Annotated in this window: 29 protein-coding genes, 1 tRNA gene and 1 pseudogene; 11 read left to right on the top strand and 20 right to left on the bottom strand. The window is 27.8% G+C overall.

What is annotated here, in order from left to right:
- Window positions 1–7: 7 nt before the first annotated feature.
- The 3 genes from EU91_RS09050 to EU91_RS04010 are packed head-to-tail and all read right to left on the bottom strand — an operon-like array spanning window position 8 to window position 989.
- Window positions 8–319: a TMEM165/GDT1 family protein gene (locus EU91_RS09050; protein WP_072012896.1), complete on the bottom strand. Its 312-nt coding sequence runs from the start codon at window positions 317–319 to the stop codon at window positions 8–10.
- Window positions 320–646: a TMEM165/GDT1 family protein gene (locus tag EU91_RS04005; protein WP_032524473.1), complete on the bottom strand. Its 327-nt coding sequence runs from the start codon at window positions 644–646 to the stop codon at window positions 320–322.
- Complete coding sequence (locus EU91_RS04010; protein ID WP_032524472.1) at window positions 639–989, bottom strand: YkgJ family cysteine cluster protein; 351 nt, start codon at window positions 987–989, stop codon at window positions 639–641. Before EU91_RS04010 ends, EU91_RS04005 begins: the two co-directional genes overlap by 8 nt.
- A gap of 82 nt (window positions 990–1,071) precedes the next feature.
- Here EU91_RS04010 and psb30 point away from each other — a divergent pair, with 82 nt between their 5' ends.
- From psb30 to EU91_RS04020, 3 genes are read left to right on the top strand one after another with little or no spacing between them, the layout of a single operon-like run.
- A complete protein-coding gene (gene psb30 / locus EU91_RS09710) occupies window positions 1,072–1,149 on the top strand; it encodes a photosystem II reaction center protein Ycf12/Psb30 (protein WP_144010216.1) in 78 nt (25 codons plus the stop codon).
- A 14-nt stretch (window positions 1,150–1,163) separates the two neighbouring features.
- The gene (locus tag EU91_RS04015; RefSeq protein ID WP_032524471.1) at window positions 1,164–1,925 is read left to right on the top strand and encodes an HAD-IA family hydrolase; all 762 of its coding nucleotides are present in this window, start codon (window positions 1,164–1,166) and stop codon (window positions 1,923–1,925) included.
- Complete coding sequence (locus EU91_RS04020) at window positions 1,912–2,238, top strand: DUF565 domain-containing protein (protein ID WP_032524470.1); 327 nt, start codon at window positions 1,912–1,914, stop codon at window positions 2,236–2,238. The genes EU91_RS04015 and EU91_RS04020 overlap by 14 nt, the downstream gene beginning before the upstream one ends.
- 12 nt (window positions 2,239–2,250) lie before the next feature.
- Here the strand turns inward: EU91_RS04020 and rpmF are convergent, their stop codons facing one another.
- Entirely contained in the window at window positions 2,251–2,421 is a 171-nt protein-coding gene (gene rpmF, locus EU91_RS04025) for a 50S ribosomal protein L32 (protein ID WP_025926528.1), read from the bottom strand.
- A 131-nt stretch (window positions 2,422–2,552) separates the two neighbouring features.
- Between rpmF and ftsH the strand changes: the two genes are divergently transcribed.
- Complete coding sequence (ftsH, locus tag EU91_RS04030) at window positions 2,553–4,307, top strand: ATP-dependent zinc metalloprotease FtsH (protein WP_032524469.1); 1,755 nt, start codon at window positions 2,553–2,555, stop codon at window positions 4,305–4,307.
- Between the two features lie 803 nt (window positions 4,308–5,110).
- On the opposite strand, the gene EU91_RS04040 is transcribed toward ftsH, so the two are convergent.
- Window positions 5,111–5,695: a peroxiredoxin gene (locus EU91_RS04040; protein WP_032524467.1), complete on the bottom strand. Its 585-nt coding sequence runs from the start codon at window positions 5,693–5,695 to the stop codon at window positions 5,111–5,113.
- 298 nt (window positions 5,696–5,993) lie between these two features.
- Here EU91_RS04040 and EU91_RS09380 point away from each other — a divergent pair, with 298 nt between their 5' ends.
- A complete protein-coding gene (locus tag EU91_RS09380; protein ID WP_193741610.1) occupies window positions 5,994–6,152 on the top strand; it encodes a hypothetical protein in 159 nt (52 codons plus the stop codon).
- A gap of 4 nt (window positions 6,153–6,156) precedes the next feature.
- On the opposite strand, the gene EU91_RS04045 is transcribed toward EU91_RS09380, so the two are convergent.
- Both EU91_RS04045 and EU91_RS09375 read right to left on the bottom strand, forming a co-directional pair.
- Window positions 6,157–6,375, bottom strand: a complete 219-nt coding sequence (locus EU91_RS04045) for a hypothetical protein (protein WP_032524466.1) — start codon at window positions 6,373–6,375, stop codon at window positions 6,157–6,159.
- Between the two features lie 73 nt (window positions 6,376–6,448).
- Window positions 6,449–6,622 (bottom strand): hypothetical protein, encoded by a 174-nt coding sequence (locus tag EU91_RS09375; RefSeq protein WP_193741609.1) that lies wholly within the window; start codon window positions 6,620–6,622, stop codon window positions 6,449–6,451.
- 181 nt (window positions 6,623–6,803) lie between these two features.
- On the opposite strand from EU91_RS09375, the gene EU91_RS09370 reads away from it, so the two are divergent.
- A complete protein-coding gene (locus EU91_RS09370; RefSeq protein WP_193741608.1) occupies window positions 6,804–6,962 on the top strand; it encodes a hypothetical protein in 159 nt (52 codons plus the stop codon).
- A 118-nt stretch (window positions 6,963–7,080) separates the two neighbouring features.
- On the opposite strand, the gene EU91_RS09365 is transcribed toward EU91_RS09370, so the two are convergent.
- Both EU91_RS09365 and EU91_RS09360 read right to left on the bottom strand, forming a co-directional pair.
- Window positions 7,081–7,239 carry a hypothetical protein gene (locus EU91_RS09365; protein WP_193741607.1) on the bottom strand — a complete coding sequence of 53 codons (159 nt, stop codon included), beginning with the start codon at window positions 7,237–7,239 and terminating at the stop codon, window positions 7,081–7,083.
- A gap of 331 nt (window positions 7,240–7,570) precedes the next feature.
- Window positions 7,571–7,729 (bottom strand): hypothetical protein, encoded by a 159-nt coding sequence (locus tag EU91_RS09360; protein WP_193741606.1) that lies wholly within the window; start codon window positions 7,727–7,729, stop codon window positions 7,571–7,573.
- 74 nt (window positions 7,730–7,803) lie between these two features.
- On the opposite strand from EU91_RS09360, the gene EU91_RS04055 reads away from it, so the two are divergent.
- Window positions 7,804–8,166, top strand: a complete 363-nt coding sequence (locus tag EU91_RS04055; protein ID WP_032524464.1) for a hypothetical protein — start codon at window positions 7,804–7,806, stop codon at window positions 8,164–8,166.
- A gap of 424 nt (window positions 8,167–8,590) precedes the next feature.
- Complete coding sequence (locus EU91_RS04060) at window positions 8,591–8,992, top strand: hypothetical protein (RefSeq protein ID WP_032524463.1); 402 nt, start codon at window positions 8,591–8,593, stop codon at window positions 8,990–8,992.
- Between the two features lie 244 nt (window positions 8,993–9,236).
- Here EU91_RS04060 and EU91_RS09585 read toward each other — a convergent pair.
- From EU91_RS09585 to EU91_RS04080, 5 genes and pseudogenes are all read right to left on the bottom strand, one after another.
- Window positions 9,237–9,518: pseudogene (locus EU91_RS09585) on the bottom strand (hypothetical protein); the annotation flags it as partial.
- Window positions 9,519–9,637: 119 nt separating this feature from the next.
- Window positions 9,638–9,711: transfer RNA gene (locus EU91_RS04065), tRNA-Met, on the bottom strand.
- 29 nt (window positions 9,712–9,740) lie between these two features.
- Complete coding sequence (locus EU91_RS04070; protein ID WP_032524549.1) at window positions 9,741–10,223, bottom strand: tRNA (cytidine(34)-2'-O)-methyltransferase; 483 nt, start codon at window positions 10,221–10,223, stop codon at window positions 9,741–9,743.
- 2 nt (window positions 10,224–10,225) lie between these two features.
- The gene (locus EU91_RS04075; protein ID WP_032524462.1) at window positions 10,226–10,783 is read right to left on the bottom strand and encodes a bifunctional adenosylcobinamide kinase/adenosylcobinamide-phosphate guanylyltransferase; all 558 of its coding nucleotides are present in this window, start codon (window positions 10,781–10,783) and stop codon (window positions 10,226–10,228) included.
- A 10-nt stretch (window positions 10,784–10,793) separates the two neighbouring features.
- The gene (locus EU91_RS04080; protein WP_032524461.1) at window positions 10,794–11,105 is read right to left on the bottom strand and encodes a hypothetical protein; all 312 of its coding nucleotides are present in this window, start codon (window positions 11,103–11,105) and stop codon (window positions 10,794–10,796) included.
- Window positions 11,106–11,217: 112 nt separating this feature from the next.
- Between EU91_RS04080 and EU91_RS04085 the strand changes: the two genes are divergently transcribed.
- Window positions 11,218–11,844 (top strand): cofactor assembly of complex C subunit B, encoded by a 627-nt coding sequence (locus EU91_RS04085; protein ID WP_032524460.1) that lies wholly within the window; start codon window positions 11,218–11,220, stop codon window positions 11,842–11,844.
- Here the strand turns inward: EU91_RS04085 and lptC are convergent.
- From lptC to rpmG, 5 genes are all read right to left on the bottom strand, one after another.
- A complete protein-coding gene (gene lptC, locus EU91_RS04090) occupies window positions 11,841–12,464 on the bottom strand; it encodes an LPS export ABC transporter periplasmic protein LptC (protein WP_193741605.1) in 624 nt (207 codons plus the stop codon). The genes EU91_RS04085 and lptC overlap by 4 nt on opposite strands.
- On the bottom strand, window positions 12,457–13,992 hold the full coding sequence (metG, locus tag EU91_RS04095; protein WP_032524459.1) for a methionine--tRNA ligase: 1,536 nt from the start codon (window positions 13,990–13,992) through the stop codon (window positions 12,457–12,459). The genes lptC and metG overlap by 8 nt, the downstream gene beginning before the upstream one ends.
- A gap of 69 nt (window positions 13,993–14,061) precedes the next feature.
- On the bottom strand, window positions 14,062–15,246 hold the full coding sequence (locus EU91_RS04100; RefSeq protein WP_032524458.1) for a ribonuclease catalytic domain-containing protein: 1,185 nt from the start codon (window positions 15,244–15,246) through the stop codon (window positions 14,062–14,064).
- Window positions 15,247–15,290: 44 nt separating this feature from the next.
- Window positions 15,291–15,512, bottom strand: a complete 222-nt coding sequence (gene rpsR, locus EU91_RS04105) for a 30S ribosomal protein S18 (RefSeq protein ID WP_002806014.1) — start codon at window positions 15,510–15,512, stop codon at window positions 15,291–15,293.
- Between the two features lie 17 nt (window positions 15,513–15,529).
- Window positions 15,530–15,724: a 50S ribosomal protein L33 gene (gene rpmG, locus EU91_RS04110; RefSeq protein WP_002805540.1), complete on the bottom strand. Its 195-nt coding sequence runs from the start codon at window positions 15,722–15,724 to the stop codon at window positions 15,530–15,532.
- Window positions 15,725–15,825: 101 nt separating this feature from the next.
- Here rpmG and pheT point away from each other — a divergent pair, with 101 nt between their 5' ends.
- Together pheT and EU91_RS04120 are read left to right on the top strand one after the other, a co-directional pair.
- Window positions 15,826–18,270, top strand: a complete 2,445-nt coding sequence (gene pheT, locus EU91_RS04115) for a phenylalanine--tRNA ligase subunit beta (protein ID WP_032524457.1) — start codon at window positions 15,826–15,828, stop codon at window positions 18,268–18,270.
- Window positions 18,271–18,375: 105 nt separating this feature from the next.
- Window positions 18,376–18,624 (top strand): hypothetical protein, encoded by a 249-nt coding sequence (locus tag EU91_RS04120; protein WP_032524456.1) that lies wholly within the window; start codon window positions 18,376–18,378, stop codon window positions 18,622–18,624.
- Between the two features lie 415 nt (window positions 18,625–19,039).
- On the opposite strand, the gene EU91_RS04125 is transcribed toward EU91_RS04120, so the two are convergent.
- Window positions 19,040–20,050 carry a molecular chaperone DnaJ gene (locus EU91_RS04125; RefSeq protein ID WP_032524455.1) on the bottom strand — a complete coding sequence of 337 codons (1,011 nt, stop codon included), beginning with the start codon at window positions 20,048–20,050 and terminating at the stop codon, window positions 19,040–19,042.
- Between the last annotated feature and the right edge of the window lie 115 nt (window positions 20,051–20,165).

Genomic DNA, 20,165 nt, shown 5'->3' with positions numbered 1-20,165 from the left:
CTTAAAGCTAATTATTTTCTTTGTCTCCTTTTTCTTCTTTATGGATAGCGAATGAGTTTATAAAAAGCCTGATACCAATAATAAAAAATGTTATGGAGGCTATAGATTTTAGAACTATCTCAGGTAAAAAGCTTGAAATAGAACCACCTGTCAATGCTCCTAGTAAACTAGCAAAGACAAGTGCAGAAGAAGATCCTAAAAAAACTGCTAATGGTTTATTTGAAGTACCGCTTATAGTTAAAGTAGCCAGTTGTGTTTTGTCACCTAACTCAGCTACAAAAACAGTAAGAAATGTTGATAGTAATAAACTTAAAATCATTTATAAATAATTTTTGAAAGTATCAAAGGCTAAAAATAAACTTATTATTATCATTAAAGAACCAGTAAATAAAGCAAATTTGCTTGGAGATATTTTTTTTGATAACCATTTACCTATTAGAACTCCTACTATGCTTGAACTTATCAAAGCAAGAGAACTTCCAAGAAAAACAATTATTGGTTTACCTGACTCAGCAGAAAGCATTAAAGTGGCTATTTGAGTTTTATCTCCAAGTTCAGCAATAAAAATTGTAGTAAAAGTTGTAATAAATATAGATAAGAAACTTTTTTCTATATTGTTCTCTTTTTTTTCTAGATTACTATTCATTTTCTAAAACTGCCTTTTTAAAACTCTTCATCTCTTTACTCCTATAGCCATAATTTGATGAAATATGCTGCTTGCAGCAATCTATAAGAAACTTATCACCAGATTCCCAATAACCATTAAAAGCAATTGAGAATTCATTTACTCGGCAAAAATGAGGCCTCTTATCATAAATTAAGCATTTTTTATTTTTTCTGTCCAAATTCTTACACCAACCGTCTTTAGCCGTCATCGAATTTATTAAATCGATATCTTTACTGCTTAGTTTGTCTGTAAGATCACTTCTTTCGTTCAAGCTGAACTTACAACAAGCTCCACAATTTTCTATACAAGTCCATGATTTCATAATTTAATTCAATCTTGTTACGTATTAGTACAGTTCTATCTTTTATTTGTAAAAATAGTATCACAAAACATATTCATTAATCATGGCAACACTTATTCCTTTAGCTGTAGTTGCGCTAGCAGGTCCAGCAATTATTGCTCTAGTATTTTACCGTAAATAAATAAATATTTCTTGGTGACTTATCTCAAGGGTGTTTATTGGGATTTAGATGGTACTATCGCAAATACAGAATTAGAGGCTCATTTACCGGCCTTTAATCATGCATTTAGTGATATTGGTATTGATTGGAATTGGGATACTAATAAATACATTCAACTATTGAAAATAAATGGAGGTAGAAATAGAATCGCCCATTATTCAAGATTAAATAATGACTACTTTTCAGAAGATTTAATTTTAAAAATCCATGAGAAAAAACAGTTTCATTACTTAGAATTAATAAAAAAAAATTCCGTTAATCTTAAAACTGGAGTTTTAAGATTGATAAATGAACTATACAGAAAAAAAATAAGACAATTTATTGTTACTTCAAGTTCTAGAAATCAAGTAGATTTACTTATTAAATATCTATTTAATGGTTTCAATCCATTTGAATTTATTATTTCAAGTGAAGATGTTGATTTAAAAAAACCAAATCCATTACCTTATTTAAAAGCAGTTCAATTAAGTGGGATCAAAAAGAATAACTCAATAGTATTTGAAGACTCCAATCCTGGATTGAAATCTTCCTTAGCAGCTAACTTACCTACAATTTTTGTTCCTTCTAATATCCCTATAGTTCTTGAAAAAAATATCAAATTAGATTGCATTATAGACAGCCTAGGAGATGGGAAACATGTGGCAAATGTAATTAAAGGTCCTAAACTAAAAAAATCATATGTCGACTATTCCTTCCTAAATGATTATTTAATAACAGTTTGCAATGCAAAAAACTAATTTTTCAAGAATTACGCATCAAATAAATAATCTATTTTTTGGTTTTTTAAGCGATACTTGGAGGTCAAAATCTATTGGTCTAATTTCTGTTTTGACAGGCTATTTTTTGTTTGCAAATTTTGCCACAAAGTTTATTTCTGAAGGTAAAAATGAGTTAATTATGGTTCCAATAATCATAGTTTTTATTGAAATTATTATAAGAATTAAGCCTTCATCAAGATCGAGATTTTATAATTTATGGTCCGCAGTTGATAAATTAAGAATAGGTGCAATCTATGCCGTTGTACTTGAGGCATTCAAATTAGGATCATAAGAGATATTCTTATTATTCTTCTTCTTCTTCTTCAATAGGGTAAACAAATCCTTGGGCTTTGCCAGTTAAAACTGATTTACCTAATGATATAGCTTTTTGAGCTGCTAATGCTGCTTTCCCTTTCCAGACAGCATGTCTTTGGTTCCTTTTGCTCTTTGATTTTTTCTTCTTTGGTACAGCCATTCTTTTTCTTTATTTCCATATAATAATATAACCTTTAAGTGGTTTTCTCCAAAACTTTTGAGTATATTTTGTTTATATACGCCAATTTTTCAAATAAGTATATATGCTTTATTAATAACTTATAAGGATTAGTGTTTAGATCAAAATTCTCATATTCAAATTCTAAATCAAGTTATTCCGATCTTTTAGAAGATATAGAGTCGGGGAACATCGAATCAATTTTTTTCTATCCTAGGCAAAGAGAAATTGATGTTCTGTATAAAAATGGAGATAAAATTAAAATACCTATTCTTTATAATGACCAATTAATCCTTGAAAAGGCTTCTGAAAACAAAGTAGAACTTACTGTTAACAATAGTAGAAAAGAATCCTCAGCAGCTAATTCATTTGCTTCAATCAGTCTTTTCTTGATTTTTATATTTGCTATAGTTTTAATTTTGAGAAGTACCTCAAAATTAGCTTCCAGAGCCTTTGGATTTACTAAAAATCAAGCTAAATTTGTAACCATTGATGATGTAGAAACAAGATTCGATGATGTAGCTGGTGTTCCTGAAGCGGCTGAGGAATTAAAAGAGGTAATAACTTTTTTAAAAGAACCTAAAAAATTTGAAAATCTTGGAGCAAAAGTTCCCAGAGGAGTTCTCTTAATCGGTCCTCCTGGGACAGGTAAAACACTATTGGCTAAAGCAATTGCCGGAGAATCAGGAGTTCCTTTTCTCTCAATAGCGGCATCAGAGTTTGTAGAACTTTTTGTTGGTGTTGGAGCAAGCCGAGTGAGAGATCTTTTCGCTAAAGCTAAGGAAAAATCTCCTTGTATAATTTTTATTGATGAAATTGACTCAATTGGTAGGCAAAGAGGTTCTGGTATCGGAGGTGGAAATGATGAAAGAGAGCAAACCCTTAATCAGCTTCTTACTGAATTAGATGGTTTTGCTGATAATTCAGGCATTATTGTTTTAGCGGCAACAAATAGACCGGATATTCTGGATGCAGCATTATTAAGACCAGGAAGATTTGATAGAAAAATAGAAGTAATGCTTCCAGATTTAGATGGAAGGAAAAAAATTCTTTCAGTTCATTCTCTTTCTAAGCCACTTTCAAGCAAAGTTGATTTAGGATATTGGGCTTCAAGAACAGCTGGATTCTCTGGGGCAGACCTTGCAAATTTAATGAACGAGAGTGCCATTCATTGCGCAAGAGATGCATCTAAATCTATTAATGATTTTCATATAGAAAATGCTTTAGATAAAATTACAATCGGACTGAGATGTTCATCAATAACTTCTTCAAATATGAAAAAAATTATTGCTTATAACGAAGTAGGAAGAGCAATTGTATCTGCTGTGAGAAATGGAATTGAATCAGTTGATAAGATTACAATCTTACCTAGATCAGGATCTTTAGGAGGTTATACAAAAATATGCCCAGATGAAGATGTTATTTCTAGCGGCTTGATTTCAAAAAAATTATTATTCTCAAAAATTGAAATTGCTCTTGCTGGAAGAGCTGCAGAAACTATAGTTTTTGGTGAAAATGAAATTACACAATGTTCCCTAAACGATATTTCTTATTCGACAAACATTGTAAGAGAAATGGTTACAAAATATGGATTTTCTATTATTGGTCCAATTTCAATGGACTCTGGTAATAGTGAAATGTATTTAGGAGAAGGGTTATTTACAAGAAAGCCTCTTATAGCCGAAAATACCAGTTCTAGAATTGATAATGAGGTAATAAAGATTTCCAAAATTTCATTAAATAATTCAATAGAAATATTGAAAAAAAATAGAGTTCTACTTGATAAATTAGTTGATATGTTATTGACCCTGGAAACTATAGATAAAGAAGAATTTAAATTAACAACTTCTAAATTGTTGAAAGTTTGATTTAATTGTTTTACATTAAATGAAAATATGATTCTTGATAATTAAAAACAACTCAACAAGTTTAATAATTTCACTTTTATTCTTACTTATTCTTCCGTTTGTCCAAAAACAATGGTTTAATTTATATTTATTCAATATAAACAATATTTCTTTTTATTCAATCCTTTACTATTTAAGTGGCATTATATGTCCATCTTTAATATGTTTTAACTCATTAAATAACTTTACATACTATAAATTTAATGAGTATAAGATTGCTAGTAATAAAATAATTAAAGGGAAAGCTTTATTATTATTAGTAGTAGTAAATTTGTTATTTCTATCTTATTTAATAACTGAATATTTTTATATAAATTTTGATCTGATAACTAATTTATTTCTCGAAGGCGTCAATTTTCAAGAACCTGAGATTCTTCAATTATTCATTTTTGTATTTTTTGTTGCTATCTTTCTTATTTTTATGAAATCTCGGCGTTTATTTAAAAAACTAATATTAATAAATTTTATTTTTATATCTTTTTTTATTTGGTATCTGCAAATTAATAATATAAAAATTGATGATCAATTTCATATCTATAAGTATTATCAATTAGATAACATAAATTTAATTAATGTTTTAAACCTGCTCTTAATAGAAATATTTTACTTTACATGGTCTTTCTTATCTTATAAATCTAATTTAAGCGACTGGATCATTCATAAACCAAGTAAGGGGGATATGAACCCCCTTTTTAAAATTTTTATATTTTATTTTTTTATAATTTTTTATTATTCAATACTTACTTAAATGCAATAAGTCTTTATTACAGTGCAGAAAAATATTCTTTACTGCCTTTAGGATCTTCTAACATTGTTTTCTCACCTGGGGTCCAGTTTGCTGGACATACTTCATCTGGATTTGCAGCAACATATTGATAACCTTGAAGTATTCTTAGTGTTTCATCAACATTTCTGCCGACAGGGGCCTTATTTACAGTTGTATGCATAACTATGCCTTCTGGATTGATTAGGAATAAACCTCTATCAGCTTCTCCATCATCATTAAGAACATTGTATGCTTGGCATATTTCTCTTTTTAAGTCAGAGACTAAAGGGTATTTTATATCACCTATTCCGCCCTCGTTTCTAGGAGTTTGTATCCACGCAAGATGACAATGTTTACTATCTACTGATACACCGAGAATTTCCGTATTAAGTGATGAGAAATCATTATATCTATCACTAAATGCAGTGATTTCGGTTGGGCATACAAAAGTAAAGTCTAATGGATAAAAGAATAAAACGACCCACTTACCTTTAAGACCTGAAAGTGTAATTTCCTTAAACTCTTGATCATATACTGCTGTAGCACTAAAATCGGGTGCTTCTTGTCCAACTCGTAAGCTCATAAATAACTTTGTCCTATTTTTAATTATGTATGGTCTTAATGACCGTATTTAACATTATAATTTTATTAATAATAAATTAGCAAGTTTTTTTTGATTAAATGAAATGGCATTACTCCTTCACTAAAAAGTTTACAATTTTGAATCATAATAAACTTTTAAAAAATCTCAAAAAAGAATTAATAAAATATCCTATAAATAGGCTTGAAAATAAAAATTAAAGGAAATTCTTTTTTATTTAAGATTCCCTTAATTTGTTCTATCTATAATTATTAAACTTACTCTATAAGTATCTTTAATTATGGATAACTACATTGAAAGGCTAAAAAATAAAATTAAAATAAAAAAGTTTGACTCTAATCAACCAATTGGAGCATGGATTTTCGTTGTTATATTGAATATAGTTGGATTTGCGGGTTATTTTTATTTAAAGGTTAATCATATTCAATTGAGCAATTGATAAATTAACTTATCTCTTTTTTAATTGAGCGACAAAAATTTTTTAATCTTTCATTGCTAGTCAAGTCAGGTAAAGTCCATATTGATTCTGTTTTTGGAATGGGTTCCTTACTCCATTCCTTGAATTCCTCCATTATGGAATCATTATTAGATTTTGATATTAATTTTTTGCGTTTTTTAAAATATTTTCTAATAACTTTTAAATTTGCTTCAATATATTCCATATTACCTCTTAAAAAATATTAAAACTAATATAAATCTATCATCTAACTTGTTCTACTTTTTTGTATGACATAATTATACGTTTTGCACTGCTTGGAACAGTCCAAATGAATAACCCCCTATTAGTATCCAGCCAAGCACACTTGAGATTATTGTTGATCTTCTATTATGTCGTCTAATTGCAGATTCAATCATTTCGCTAATTTCCTCTCTATCAAGAAATTCTTTTTCTTTGGAACTTTTTTTCATTTTTTTTTCTTTTACACTAAACGAATTTATAGAAAAGTGAGTTTCAACTTTCACATATTAGATTGTTTTTAAATTTTATAACTTAATATATTTTTATATCTATTATTAAATACGGTAAAAATTTAAAGGTAAAAATCCCTTAAAACCTTTTATGTAATTTAGGTTAATTTAAAAAACAATAATGAATATTAAAGATAAAACTGTTCTAGAAATGCTTAATAAACTTATAGTGAAGGATAGGCTAACTAAAAATCAAATTCTTCAAATGGTGAATTTAGTATCTTTATCTAAAGATCTTAATGATTTAAAAGATAATTTTAAATGGGAAAGCACCAATTAATTCATCTTACTAGGTCACTTGTAGTAAAAATGATAACTATGGCAAATATTTGTTATGGAAATTTTTGGGTAATAATTAAATAACTATTTCTAGTATTTTATCTAAATAACAAATCTGTTTAACTAATTTTCTGGTAAGTTGGAATTTCTTGAATTTCTAAATTAATTGTTGTTTTTTTGTCCTTGTTGAATGTATTAACTAAAGTAGTAGCTGAAATGATTATTATTACTAGTATTAGCAAATCGCCAACAGTTATTCCTCTATCTTTAAGATTCATAATTAAAATTTTTATTTTTAATATAACTTGTTTTAATAAATAACCTTGTGAGTTTTACAAATTTTCTAAAAAGAATATATTAAGTAAATATAAAAATAATATAAAAATAATAATACTAAAGGATCTTAAACAATATAAAAAAATATAGGTTAATTTTTTTTATGGATATCAAAAAAAAATTTGAAAGAGTTAAAAATCCTAATTTTTACTCTCACGAGATGATTATTACCCAGAAATCTCTTAATGAAAATCAACTCAAATATACTTATCAAAAGCAGTTAATCTCTGACTTGGATTATAAGCACAAAGAATGGTCAAAATTTATTGAATATTAGTTTTTAAGGCTTTCGTTAATAATATTTATAAGTTTTATTCTTTTGTTTGTTTGATTCTCTTCTTTATAAAATGTTATTTCATCATTAATTATGGGCTTAGCTTCATAAGCTAAATACCAGAGAATAAATCCAACAGACAATATTAAAATATGCATAAAAATTAGTTGACTTAAATCAAATATAGTGCAACACTTATAATATGCAAGTGTGACACTAAAAATAAATTGTTATGCCCTCTCAAAGAAAAAGAATTGGGTTTTTGCCTAGTGAAGAAGTTCACGAAATTATAGATAAATTATGTAAGGCTAATGAATTTAGCCAATCAAAAGTAACAGGATTATTAGTTGAAGAAGCATTAAGATCTAGAGGAGTTTTAAGCGATAATTTTTCTGCTAATAAAATTGATAAGAATAAATTTATAAACAACTCTTTTGATAAAGAACCAGTCTCTGAAAATTTTAAATCAACAATTAATGATGATTTCTATAGAGTAAATAAAAAAATATTCAATGATGAAATCAAAATGATTCATGAATTTATTCACTTCAAGTATTTTAAGAAAGTTATGATTGAAAATAATATTATCGAATAAATAGTGTCACACTAAATAATAAATATTATTTATTAGAGCTACACTCTATGCTATAGTTTTGAAATATTAATAATTGCAGTAAAATTTTAAACAATTTCTCAAAATGATTCTAATAGTGTGATCAAAAAAATTTATTATTTTTAAAATCTTAAAAATTAAGATAATTATTCTTCCTGAATAAATAATCATTAGCTCTAATTAAAAAATTACAATAAAAAATAAATATTAAAAATGTAGTATGCAATTTAATTAGATTTGAAGTTTAAAAACATATTATTAATGGCAGTATCTGGAAATGAAAGCATACAAAATTATGTATTTGATCTTTTTGAATATTTTGAAGTAAATAGATTAACTTCAAAATAAAATATGTGCATTTTGCTAGATAAAATATTTAGATAATATAAAGAAAAAAAGTAATTAAATGAAATTATTATTATTCTCACTATTTCCTCTTTTTGCTTTAACCACAACTGTTAATAGCTCTCATTTAAATAATCAGAAGGAACTTATAATTACCTCTGAAAGTACCAAAGAAACTATCAACTTCGCTAAGTATCTAAAAGATAATGGTGTAGTTAAATATTCAGCCTATTGGTGCCCTAATTGTCTTAATCAAAGTGAGCTTTTTGGTAAGCAAGCTTATAAGGAACTTAATGTCGTTGAGTGCGCGAGAGATGGTAAAAATAGTCAAACACAACTATGCATTGATAAAAAAATTCAAGGTTTCCCATCATGGGAAATTAACGGGAAAATAATTATAGGAGTCCAAACACTTGAGGAACTATCCGAATTGACAGGATATAAGAATTTAAGTCCAAATTAAAAACTTATCCTGATAAAAAGTACTTTTTTATTCACTTTTTTAGAGTGAATTCTTTTGTCCAATGAATTCATCCGTTCGTAGGATCGCTTATTATTTTTTGATATTGCAACAATACTTATAGCAATTATCCTAGCAAAAAATATAGTTTTATATCTTTTGTTTAATAGAAGATTTCATTGAGTTTTAATATCGAAATAGGTTATGTGATTTTGATATTTAATAGTTTGTTTTATGTAATGATTGATCAAAAAAAGAGCGTAATATAATAAATGTTATGCCTATCTTTTTTTTCAATTTTTGCCATAGTTAATCCCTTCTGCACCAGTTCCTGATGATATAGCTCTGCCTGTTCAAACTGCCCTCGCCAATCTTCAGCTGAACCTATATTGTCTATTTTTATATTTAATTAAAATGCTTTTTTTTTACACATCTCAGGAATGATTATTAGATGACAATTTGCTACATGTTGAAAAGTATTAAAATTATTATCAAGAACTATTATCCTAGCTTCGGGATATTTTGCTTTTTATTTTTTTTAAGCTAAGACCGCACTAGTTTTATTTAGTATTATTATTGTTTGAGCTAGTTATGGCAGTTTAAAAGTTTTACATTTATACATTTATACATTTATTAATGTATTGAAAATGTCTCGAGCGTGACTTGAACACGCGACCTGCGGGCTATGAATCCGCCGCTCTAACCAGCTGAGCTACCGAGACATATCAATATTGTAAGACATTATTTGTACTTAATTATGATTTTGAAAATTAATTTGTTTATGGGCCTCATATATAGCAATACCGCATGCTACTGAAAGATTTAAACTTCTAACTCCTTTATTATCATTACTTTCAGTTTGTAAATTGGGCATGAATATTGATATTAAAAAATCGCTTTTGTTTATAATGCTATCTGGCAATCCTGAGTCTTCTCTGCCAAATAACAAAACATCATCTTCCAGAAATTTAAAATCATTTAAATACATCCCATTTTTTTTGCTAAAAGAAATAATTCTTTTAGTTGACTTTGACTGCAGAAATTTATCAAAATTTTCGTATTTATTAATATTAACTAATGGCCAATAGTCTAACCCTGCTCTTTTTAAGTATTTATCTTCTATTTTAAAGCCTAAGGGTTCTATAAGATTTAAAGATATGTCGAAGGCAGCACATGATCTGGCAATATTACCAGTATTTTGGGGGATTCTAGGTTCAAAAAGAGATACTTCCAATTTCAAGTGGGTATTTCTAAACTTATTTGATCTATTTTGATTGCTCTGCCGTTTATTGCAAGCCAATTATCTTTCGATATTTTGGTTATTCTCTTTTGAAGCTCGCCGATTCTTTCAACATAAGTATTACCAATTTTATATTCTGAAACCAAGCTCCAACCAACTTGTTCTCCAACAATAATTGTTATATTTTTTCTTTTTTTTAAATGACTAATTACTGAATGCATCTTTATTGACCATTCTTCATGTTCTTTTTCAAGACTTTCCATTACAAATCCCCCAATCGAGTCTATTAACAGTGGACCATCTTCTTTTCTTAATGTATTTAACAGATCAGTCGTTTCTATCAATTTCCACTCTTTAGGTCTTCTAATTTTATGTAAAGTAATTTTTTCTTGCCATTCTTTGTCATCAACATTGTTATCAGATAATGCAACATATGTTAAACCCTGTGACTCCTTTGCTAGATGTTCTGCAAATTCACTTTTTCCACTCTTTGTACCCCCTGTTACGAATATTATATGAGATAAATTATCAGTACTGAATTCCTTTGAAGTCATAAATTCTCTATTATTTAGAGAAATACCACCATGTTGCTAAGGGTATAATCGTAGCTGCTATTAATAAACCAATAACTATATATGTGGCAGTTGAACTTTCAGTATCTTTGGATCTCATGACGTTAAAATTAGGATCCACTACTGGGTTGTCAATGGATGAAGGCTGACTTTTTTCGTAATTTATTATTGTCTTTTGTTGTGTGACAACAAAAAGTCTGTTTATATTGCTAACACTTTCTGCGTATGTAGTTGTAGGAATAAGGATAAATATTAGACCAGTAACGATAAAAGTAAAAAAGTATTTATTAATGTTTAGATTCATTTTAAGAGGTTTTGTTTAATTATATATTAAAAACCATATGTTTGAGTTTTGTCTAAATTTACTAAACAATATAATAGTTGCATAATTTAAATAGAATTAACATATTTTATATATGGGATTCAATGGAAAATCTTTAATATTAATTGGAACAGTACTTTTTATTTTTCAAATAGCAAATTTCTTCTCGATAGAGATTATTACTCCTGAGCTCGAAAGAGCACAAGTACTAGCTGCAACTGCTTCATTAATTATTATTTTGATAGGTTTCTTGTTTAAAAAATTTGAACCTTTAGCTGGTGAAAAAGTAGATCTGAAGGGAGAAAATAAGTTTATATATGATAAAAACATTCCGGATGAAGTTATTAATGAACTTGCATGGGGATCTGAAGCGATATTAACTTCTACTGCAGCTGCATCAATATTAATTCATAATGATGGAGTAAATATACTTAAAAGAGGAATAACTTCAAAAAGTGAGTTCAATCCAGGAGAAACTTGTCTTAGATCGATTAAAGATATGAAATTAATATCATTAGCAAACACTAAATTTTATCCAGGAAGAGATGAATTTTTAAATTTTTGTTCTGATATTCCATCTATATTAGTTGTTCCAATAAATAAAAAAGCTTTTATATTAGTTGGAGGTTGGAGTGCAAAATGTTTTACAAAGTCTGATGAAAAATGGATAAATAATTGGTCTAAGAAAATAAATAATATTTTTTTAAAAAATAATATTTAAAAATATATTTTAGAACGAACCCTTTCATCTTTTGATTTAAAACTTAGAGAGTTAGTGTTGAGATTATAGAAAGCATTTTCTGAATTAATTTCATATTTATTCTCATTATTATCATCTTTAATAATATATTTTACCGGATTAAAAAATTCAATTATATTTTCTCTATCCAGCATGGCTTTATTCGAAGACAATTTAATATTTTTATTTTCAAATCTAACATTTCCTATTAATTGATACTTAGATTTATTAATATTCCAAATTAAATAATCCCCATACAAAAAATCATTATCTTGATTAATGGTTCTCAATTCTACATTTCCATTAAGTTCTACAATTCTATGATTATCTGATAATTTTGATGAATCAGAATTAATAATATATTTGATATTTTCACCATCAAAGATACTAATAGTTGTTCTTTCAAGGTTGAATACAAGTTTAACTTTATCGTAAATTGAATTAGGACTAGTTATTGAGTATATTTTTTTTCCTTCATTAGAAAAAATATTCATATTTAAACCATCAATTTTTTTTAGAATTTTATTTTCTTCAGTTAAATTTGATGCACATCCAAGAATAAAAAATGGGAAAAAAATTATTAGTCTATATAGATTATTCATACTCAAGTTTATTTATTATTGGAGTTGGTTTCGGGAGGCTTGAATTACTAATTAATAATCCCCACCTTAATTGTTCTTCCCAAGGAATTTCTTTCTTGTATATAGAACCAAGTTGTTCATTTATTTTTGATGATAATTCTGGCAATAAAGGTAATAATAATAGTCCTATTATCCGTGTACTTTCCAGTACGGCATAAATAATTTCTTTTACAAAAGGCAAATTATCTTTCTCTTTTACTAACAACCATGGTTGATTATCATTCAAATATAAATTCGTATTAATTGCTAGGTTAAGCACTTCATTAGCTGCATGATCTAATTTGTAAATTTCAAAATTATGCATATATTTTTCTACTGCAATTTTTGCGAAATTCTCTAATTTATTATTAGTTGAAATTTTTTCATTATTAGGCACTTTATTATCAAACCATTTTCTAGACATGGATGATGTTCTATTTAGTAAATTACCAATTGTATTAGCCAAGTCATTATTGATTATGTCAACAAATCTTTTATCTTGAAAATCTCCATCACTACCTAGTGATATATCCTTAATTAGGTACCACCTTACAGGATCATTCCCGTATCTAGAGAGCAATTGGTCAGGGTCAAGTACATTGCCCAAACTTTTACCCATTTTTTGCCCCTCTCTGGTGAGGAACCCATGTCCTAAGACTTTCTTAGGCACTCTCATTCCAGCAGAAATAAGCATTGCAGGCCAATATACGGCGTGAAACCTAAGTATATCTTTACCAATTAAATGAATATCTGCTGGCCACCCTGCGTTAATTGACATTTCCAATGAGGATTCTGTTTCATTGGAACTAATAGCGCTTACATATCCAAGTAAAGCATCAAACCATACATAAAAGGTGTGATTTAAATGGCCTGGCACAGGAATTCCCCAAGAAACATTTGTTCTTGAGATTGAAAAATCTTTTAATCCTTTGGAGACAAAATTTACAATTTCATTCCTTCTTTCAATTGGTTCAATAAAAGAAGGTTCGCTTATTATTTTCTCGATTTGCTTTTGGTATTTAGAAAGCCTAAAGAAAAGATTCTCTTCATTTTTCCATTCTAGATTTTTTTGATGTATTGGACATTTATAAGTTGCTGAGTTTTCAGGATTATCTTTAAATTCTTCGCAACCAACGCAATACCAACCTTTTTGTACTCCCATATAAATATCATTTGATTCTTTTACTCTTTCATAAAATTCATTAACAACTGACTCGTGACTTTTGGAGCTTGTCCTTATAAATTTGTCAAAGGATATATCCCAATTTTTCCAATTAATAGTAAAGATTTCTGAAATCTCATCACAATGAGTTTTGGGTTCAATTCCCTTTTCATTTGCTGTTCTTTGTATTTTTAAACCATGTTCATCAACACCTGTGATGAACATAACATCTTCACCTTTAAGTCTTTTATACCGGGCTATTGAGTCACAGATTATTGTTGTATAAACACTGCCTAAATGAGGCTTATCATTTACATAATATAAAGGTGTTGTAATGACAAAACTCATGAATCGTTTTTATTAATGTTAACAGATAATTATTTCAAACTAATATTTAATTTTTAAATAAATTTTTGATTAATAAATAAACTCTAAAAGACTTTTTTCATTATTACAATATTTAATTTTATAAAGTTTATTACTATATATTTCTATAGATATAAAAAGTGTTATGAGTAATTCTAGTGAATACTCTTGAAAATAAACTAAAGCAATATTTCTTTTATGATTAATCCACTTAACAAATATTATTTTATAAAAAGGTTTATTTTCATTTTTAAAAAATAATGCTAAATATTTGAATTTATCATTTTTCAATATATTATTATTTTCTGATTGTTTATTTCTTGAATAATCAATTATTTCAGAAATAGAATTAATACTTAGAAGTTCATAATTATTTATTTTATTATATACTTGTCTTTGTATAATTAAATCTAAATATCTTCGTAATGGGGAAGTACATTGTACGTACATTTGAAGGCCTAAAGATTCATGTTTTCCGGGCTTAGTTGATATATAACTTCTTCCCATGTATTGTTTTAATATTATATATTTTATCTCACTATCTTTGTATCTATTAAGTATTTCAAGTGGATTACAATTTATTTTTTGAATTCTATAAGCAGCCGCTAAATTAAATTTATTAATAAATAAACTTGTTACATAACCCATTAATATCATTGATTCTGCAACTATAATTTGTGATATTGTTTTTTCTAATTTATTTATTATAATTTTATCTCTATTTAATTTAATTTTACTATTAGGACTTTCAAAAATAATTGCTCCTTGTTTTTTTCTATGTTTAATACTTTTTTCTAATAATTTTTTAATTTGGACTAATTCAATTTCTTCTCTAGGTTCTAATTCCAAAATTTCATTCGCATCTTCATATGTTAATTGGTATTTAGGTTTAATTAATGCTTCAATTATTTCATAATTATTTATAGAACCATCGTCGTTGAATTCTATCGATGCGCTAATAGTTTCTGAAATTTTATTTTGAGCTAAATTTGCCTTTTCAAGAATTCCATTAGGTAACATTGGGACATATTGATCCGTCATATATAAACTGCTATTTTTCCTTCTTGCATCTACATCAACAATAGAGTTATGCAAAAAAAGTTTGCATGGATTACTAATATGTATCCATAAATTTTTTTTATTTCCTTCTTTTATTTCTAATGAAATAGCATCATCAACCTCATGTGGATTATCAGAGTCAATGATATATGTTTTTAAATTAGTTAAATCTTTCAAATATTTGAGATATTAATTATAGTGAAACTATATTCAATATGAAATTAACCTTCAGGATTTACGAAGGGTAAAAGAGCTACAATTCTTGCTCTCTTTACAGCTAATGTAAGATCTCTTTGTTGCTTAGAGGTTAAACCTGTCATCCTTCTTGGTAGGATTTTGCCCCTCTCAGTTATGAATTTTTTTAGTAGTTCTACATCCTTATAGTCAATAGGATCTCCAGGTTTGATGGGTGATAATTGTTTTTTAAAAATTGAATTAGGCATGATTTAATTTGATTTGATTACTTAATTTCTTTGTGAATTGTCATTCTGTTTAAATGAGGATTAAACTTTTTAAGTTCTAATCTTTCAGTTGTATTTCTACGATTCTTTTCAGTAGTATATCTTGAGACACCATTTGATCTCTTAGGATCTGTGCTTGTCCTAGCTTCAGTACATTCCAGGGTCACTACAACTCTTGTCCCTTTTTTGGCCATTTTAATTAATACTTTATTGTATAATTTTCTATTGTACATCTTCAACAAACTTTTTTGAAGATATACTCATTTCTTTAATCATCATTGAATAAAAAATATATATGAAAGTTTCTCAAAATTGGTTGAAAAATTTAGTAGAAATTACTTCTACTCCTGAAGATCTCTCTGAGAAATTGTCTATAGGTGGATTTGAGGTCGAATCGTTAGAAGATTGTTCAGAAAATGTAAATGGTGTTGTTTTGGGTAAGGTATTATCCGTTTTAAAACACGAAGGATCTGACAAACTTTCAATTTGCCAAGTCGATATTGGTAATTCAAAGAATTTACAAATTATCTGTGGTGCGCACAATATTAAACCAAATATTTATGTTTATGTTGCTACTGTCGGCGCAAAATTAAATGCAGTTGATTTAACTATTAAAAGAAGTGAAATTAGAGGTGTCATGAGTGAAGGAATGATATGTTCACTGCAGGAACTGGGTTTAGAAGACTCTAGCGAAGGGATAGAGATTATCGATGAAGATTTAGCCTTAAAACATGAATTGGGCACTCCAGGGTCTGACTTGCTTGAATTAAATGATTTTATATATGATTTAGCCATTACAGCTAATAGACCTGACGGAATGTCTGTTATAGGTATAGCCCGTGAAATTTCTGCTCTTTTAGAATCCAACTTAAATTTTCCAGAATTAAGCCATAAATACAATATTCATGTACTTAAGGGAATTAAACTTTGTCCAGAGGCTATAGGATCTAATTGCATTTATACAATAAGCTGCATTGATGGAGTAAATGGAGAGAAATTATCGCCAAATTGGCTTAAAGACCGTATAGAAAAATCAGGTATAAAATCAATTAATCTTCTAGTTGATTTGACAAATTATATTCTTTTAGAACAAGGTCAACCTTTGCATGCTTTTGATAAAGATAAATTATCAAACTTAATTGGTAAGGAAGTTTCTCCAGAAGATTTCTCTGTAAGAAAAGGCAAGGATAACGAAAGCCTTATTTGCTTAGATGGTAAAGAATATGACTTAAATGACAATATCACAGTTATTACTTGTTGTGATAAACCTGTAGCTATTGCTGGGGTGATAGGCGGTTTAGAGACTTCTGTAACTAATACTACCTCTTCTATTTACCTTGAAGGCGCTGTTTTTAATCCAGTTACTATAAGAAAATCTTCAAAGGCGGTTGGCATAAGGACAGAATCTAGCAGCAGGTTTGAAAAAGGGATTTCATCAAAAAATACCATAAGTGCCGTAACAAGGGCAATTAATCTTTTAGAAGAATATTTTTCTATAAATTCACCAATCATCAATACTTCCAATTTAATAAGTAATGAGGATATATTTATTAAACTACGAAGAAATCGAATACATAAAATTCTTGGTCCATTAATAATTAACGATCAATATGAAAAAAGAAATTTATCTGATAATGAAATAGTTGATAAATTAACACTCATAGGTTGTACTTTAAAGAATAAAGAATATGGCTGGGATGTAGCAGTAATTCCAAACAGATCACATGATTTAATAAGAGAAATAGATTTAATTGAAGAAATAGCGAGATTAATAGGGTATGACAGATTCGACTTAAAACTTCCTAATCCAATTAAGCCTGGAAAATTGTCATCAGAACAGTTGGCATTGAGAAAAGTAAAAAATGGTTTTATAGAAAATGGTTTTAACGAGGTACTAAGCTACTCTCTTGTTCCTGAAGATAATGAAAAACTTATAAAGATTTCTAATCCTTTGTTATTAGAGACAAGCTGTCTTAGAGATAGTATCTGGAAAGAACATTTGGAGATAGTGAACCGTAATATAAAAGCTGGACAAGCAAGTTGTTATATATTTGAAATTGGAAATGTTTTTCAAATGAAAACTGAATTCATTCAGGAAGAAGTTCTGAATGGTGCGATTTATGGAAATAAAAAATTTGGAAAATGGATAAATTCGGGTAAGGATAGCGATCTTAATTATTACCAGGCCAGAGGAAAGTTAAAGGAGGCTTTATCATCTTTGAACATAAAAATTGAAGATAAACCTACTGATTCAATTGATTTTCTTCATCCAGGAAGAACAGCGAAATTAGTTATTGAAGGAAAAGATACGGGTTATTTTGGAGAAATACATCCCAAACTATTATTAGAAAAGAAGTCATTAAAAAAAGTTTATTTATTTAACATAAATGTTTCAAACCTCTTGGGAGCTAGTACAAGAAAAAACAAATGGATTCCAATATATAAGCAATACCCAATTGTTCCGAAAATGGAAAGGGATATAAATTTTGTTTTCAGTAAGAAATTTTTAATTAGCGAAATAACATCACAGATAAGAAAAACAGGAAAAAATCTCTTAGAGGAAGTAAATTTACTTGATGTTTTTGAAGATGCTAAATTTGGAGATGATCATATAAGTTATACATTTAGATTATCTTATAGAGATAAAGATAAAACATTACTAGACTCGGACATTTCATCAATACATTCAAATATCATTTCTAACATTGAAAAATGTTTTAATACTAAATTGAGGAATTAATTGTATTGCTTATCTTATATGAGACTATAAGTAAGTCTATATATAATTCTTATATAAGATAAGTAATAATCATATAAAACTAATTAATGTTGTATTATAAACATCATGATCAATTTACTTTCTCTATTACTATCTTCAGTGCTGTGGGTACAAGTCCCGCAGTGGTCAGATGATTGGTCAAAATGTGCTGTCGACATACCAGATGCATCATGTCATTGGTATATAACAGCACCAGATAATACTTTTGGTGAAGGATTTGATTGGGCAAGCGCCCCTTGGTTTGATGCTAACGGACTAAGTGATGTCCCTAGTATTGACAAACAAACCGCCATTCAAAAGCTTCAATCTAAGTAGTACTGTCTTTAAGGCAGTACGAGAATAAACAAAAGCTAATTATAGCAAGGCTTTTTAGGCCACATTAATTTCTTGGACATTAACAGGACATAATTTGTTGATTTATTGCTTAATTTTTTTATTTCTCCCAGACATTAATCCGTTTAGGTGTGATTCATTCAAGGTGATTATTTAATTTATCTCAAATATCTATTATGAGACTATATAATAGACTCATAATGTGTCTCATATTAGAAGTACTATACGCTTAACCTTTAAATTTTTTGGATTAAATTATATTTTAATTTTTTTGCATAATTATTTTTTCTATAAATTTATATAAAAATAATTGATATAAATAAAAATTTTTATAACAGTTATCTTATATGAGACTATTTATTAGACTTATAATTAGTCTTATTTAAGAATTAGTATACTAATTTCTATATAGATTTTTTAGCAATTGATACGCTTCATTTAATTTTCTCATTTGATCTGTTGATCCTCCAGCATCTGGATGAGTCTCTAAGGCTATTGATTTATAGGCCTCCCTAATTTTACGGAACGTATGAGCTGATCCTGCTGATGTTGATAAATTCAATAATTTAAGTGCACCATGTACTGTCATTGTTGAGTCCAAAGTTTCAAATGAATTTGACCTATTTTTTCGCTTAAATCTACTTACAAACCTTCTCATAAGTGTTGGTATTCTATTTATCAGATCAGATGTAGCAAAAGGGTCTTCTAAAACTCCAATCATTAATAAAACAATTTCAAGTGTTGGATTTTTCTTTATCCAAAATGGGCATAATTCTGACATTAATTTATTGGCTGCACTCCACGTAAAGGGTAGATTTTCAGTTCCATCAAGGTTTGGCCATATATCCCTTTCAAACCAATCCATTGAAGCTTCTACTACATGTTCATTAGGAACTGATCCATATAAGGTTTTCCAATGACTTATTAACTCAATTCGACATTTTATTAATTCAGTTTCTTTAATTGTTTTAATTTGAATATCATTAATATTCTCTTTTAATTTTTCACTATTAAAACTTCTTCTTAGATTCTTTACTTTTTTTTCAACAAAATTGGGAAGGCTTATGTTTGAGTTGGCTTTTTCTTTATTATAATTGTTATTTGTAAATCTTTTATTCAAAGATATCTCATTAACTTCTTTTTTTACGTCTGATTTAATTAATACCAATGCAGTATCTTCATCAATATTTGAATTTTCAATATTATTGTTCTCGTTAAAGTCTATTTCTTGCTGTTGGTTATTTGGTAGTAAATCATCTTCTTGAAGAACTTCTTTAAGTATCTTTTCTATTACAGGTCCTCTTGCTCTAAATCCCCACTCTTTTCTTAGTTGATCAAACCTGGAAATTAGTTCCTCAGGTAAATCAATTGAAATTCTTTTTGTATTTGAATTTTCAGGAATATTCAATAATATCTATCTTTAATAGTTAGGAATTTATTTAATTTTATTGAAAAAAAATTGAAAGTCCATATTGAATATTGTTTTTAAATTAAAACCAACTTATTTTCATGTCACAAGTCAA

Origin of the sequence: Prochlorococcus marinus str. GP2, from assembly GCF_000759885.1 — a bacterium.
GTDB lineage: Bacteria > Cyanobacteriota > Cyanobacteriia > PCC-6307 > Cyanobiaceae > Prochlorococcus_A > Prochlorococcus_A marinus_J.
This window is presented reverse-complemented; position numbering and strand designations above follow the sequence as displayed.

Excerpts from the sequence above, each read along its gene's own strand:
- rpmG (WP_002805540.1), bottom strand. The coding sequence starts at position 15,724 with ATGGCCAAAAAAGGGACAAGAGTTGTAGTGACCCTGGAATGTACTGAA.
- EU91_RS04080 (WP_032524461.1), bottom strand. The coding sequence starts at position 11,105 with ATGAATCTAAACATTAATAAATACTTTTTTACTTTTATCGTTACTGGT.
- EU91_RS04085 (WP_032524460.1), top strand. The coding sequence starts at position 11,218 with ATGGGATTCAATGGAAAATCTTTAATATTAATTGGAACAGTACTTTTT.
- EU91_RS04060 (WP_032524463.1), top strand. The coding sequence starts at position 8,591 with ATGAAATTATTATTATTCTCACTATTTCCTCTTTTTGCTTTAACCACA.
- pheT (WP_032524457.1), top strand. The coding sequence starts at position 15,826 with ATGAAAGTTTCTCAAAATTGGTTGAAAAATTTAGTAGAAATTACTTCT.
- EU91_RS04010 (WP_032524472.1), bottom strand. The coding sequence starts at position 989 with ATGAAATCATGGACTTGTATAGAAAATTGTGGAGCTTGTTGTAAGTTC.
- EU91_RS04040 (WP_032524467.1), bottom strand. The coding sequence starts at position 5,695 with ATGAGCTTACGAGTTGGACAAGAAGCACCCGATTTTAGTGCTACAGCA.
- EU91_RS04120 (WP_032524456.1), top strand. The coding sequence starts at position 18,376 with ATGATCAATTTACTTTCTCTATTACTATCTTCAGTGCTGTGGGTACAA.
- EU91_RS09050 (WP_072012896.1), bottom strand. The coding sequence starts at position 319 with ATGATTTTAAGTTTATTACTATCAACATTTCTTACTGTTTTTGTAGCT.
- EU91_RS04055 (WP_032524464.1), top strand. The coding sequence starts at position 7,804 with ATGCCCTCTCAAAGAAAAAGAATTGGGTTTTTGCCTAGTGAAGAAGTT.
- EU91_RS09370 (WP_193741608.1), top strand. The coding sequence starts at position 6,804 with ATGAATATTAAAGATAAAACTGTTCTAGAAATGCTTAATAAACTTATA.
- EU91_RS09380 (WP_193741610.1), top strand. The coding sequence starts at position 5,994 with ATGGATAACTACATTGAAAGGCTAAAAAATAAAATTAAAATAAAAAAG.
- EU91_RS09365 (WP_193741607.1), bottom strand. The coding sequence starts at position 7,239 with ATGAATCTTAAAGATAGAGGAATAACTGTTGGCGATTTGCTAATACTA.
- EU91_RS04075 (WP_032524462.1), bottom strand. The coding sequence starts at position 10,783 with ATGACTTCAAAGGAATTCAGTACTGATAATTTATCTCATATAATATTC.
- EU91_RS09360 (WP_193741606.1), bottom strand. The coding sequence starts at position 7,729 with ATGCATATTTTAATATTGTCTGTTGGATTTATTCTCTGGTATTTAGCT.
- rpsR (WP_002806014.1), bottom strand. The coding sequence starts at position 15,512 with ATGCCTAATTCAATTTTTAAAAAACAATTATCACCCATCAAACCTGGA.
- EU91_RS04045 (WP_032524466.1), bottom strand. The coding sequence starts at position 6,375 with ATGGAATATATTGAAGCAAATTTAAAAGTTATTAGAAAATATTTTAAA.
- EU91_RS09375 (WP_193741609.1), bottom strand. The coding sequence starts at position 6,622 with ATGAAAAAAAGTTCCAAAGAAAAAGAATTTCTTGATAGAGAGGAAATT.
- rpmF (WP_025926528.1), bottom strand. The coding sequence starts at position 2,421 with ATGGCTGTACCAAAGAAGAAAAAATCAAAGAGCAAAAGGAACCAAAGA.
- EU91_RS04005 (WP_032524473.1), bottom strand. The coding sequence starts at position 646 with ATGAATAGTAATCTAGAAAAAAAAGAGAACAATATAGAAAAAAGTTTC.
- psb30 (WP_144010216.1), top strand. The coding sequence starts at position 1,072 with ATGGCAACACTTATTCCTTTAGCTGTAGTTGCGCTAGCAGGTCCAGCA.
- lptC (WP_193741605.1), bottom strand. The coding sequence starts at position 12,464 with ATGAATAATCTATATAGACTAATAATTTTTTTCCCATTTTTTATTCTT.
- metG (WP_032524459.1), bottom strand. The coding sequence starts at position 13,992 with ATGAGTTTTGTCATTACAACACCTTTATATTATGTAAATGATAAGCCT.
- EU91_RS04020 (WP_032524470.1), top strand. The coding sequence starts at position 1,912 with ATGCAAAAAACTAATTTTTCAAGAATTACGCATCAAATAAATAATCTA.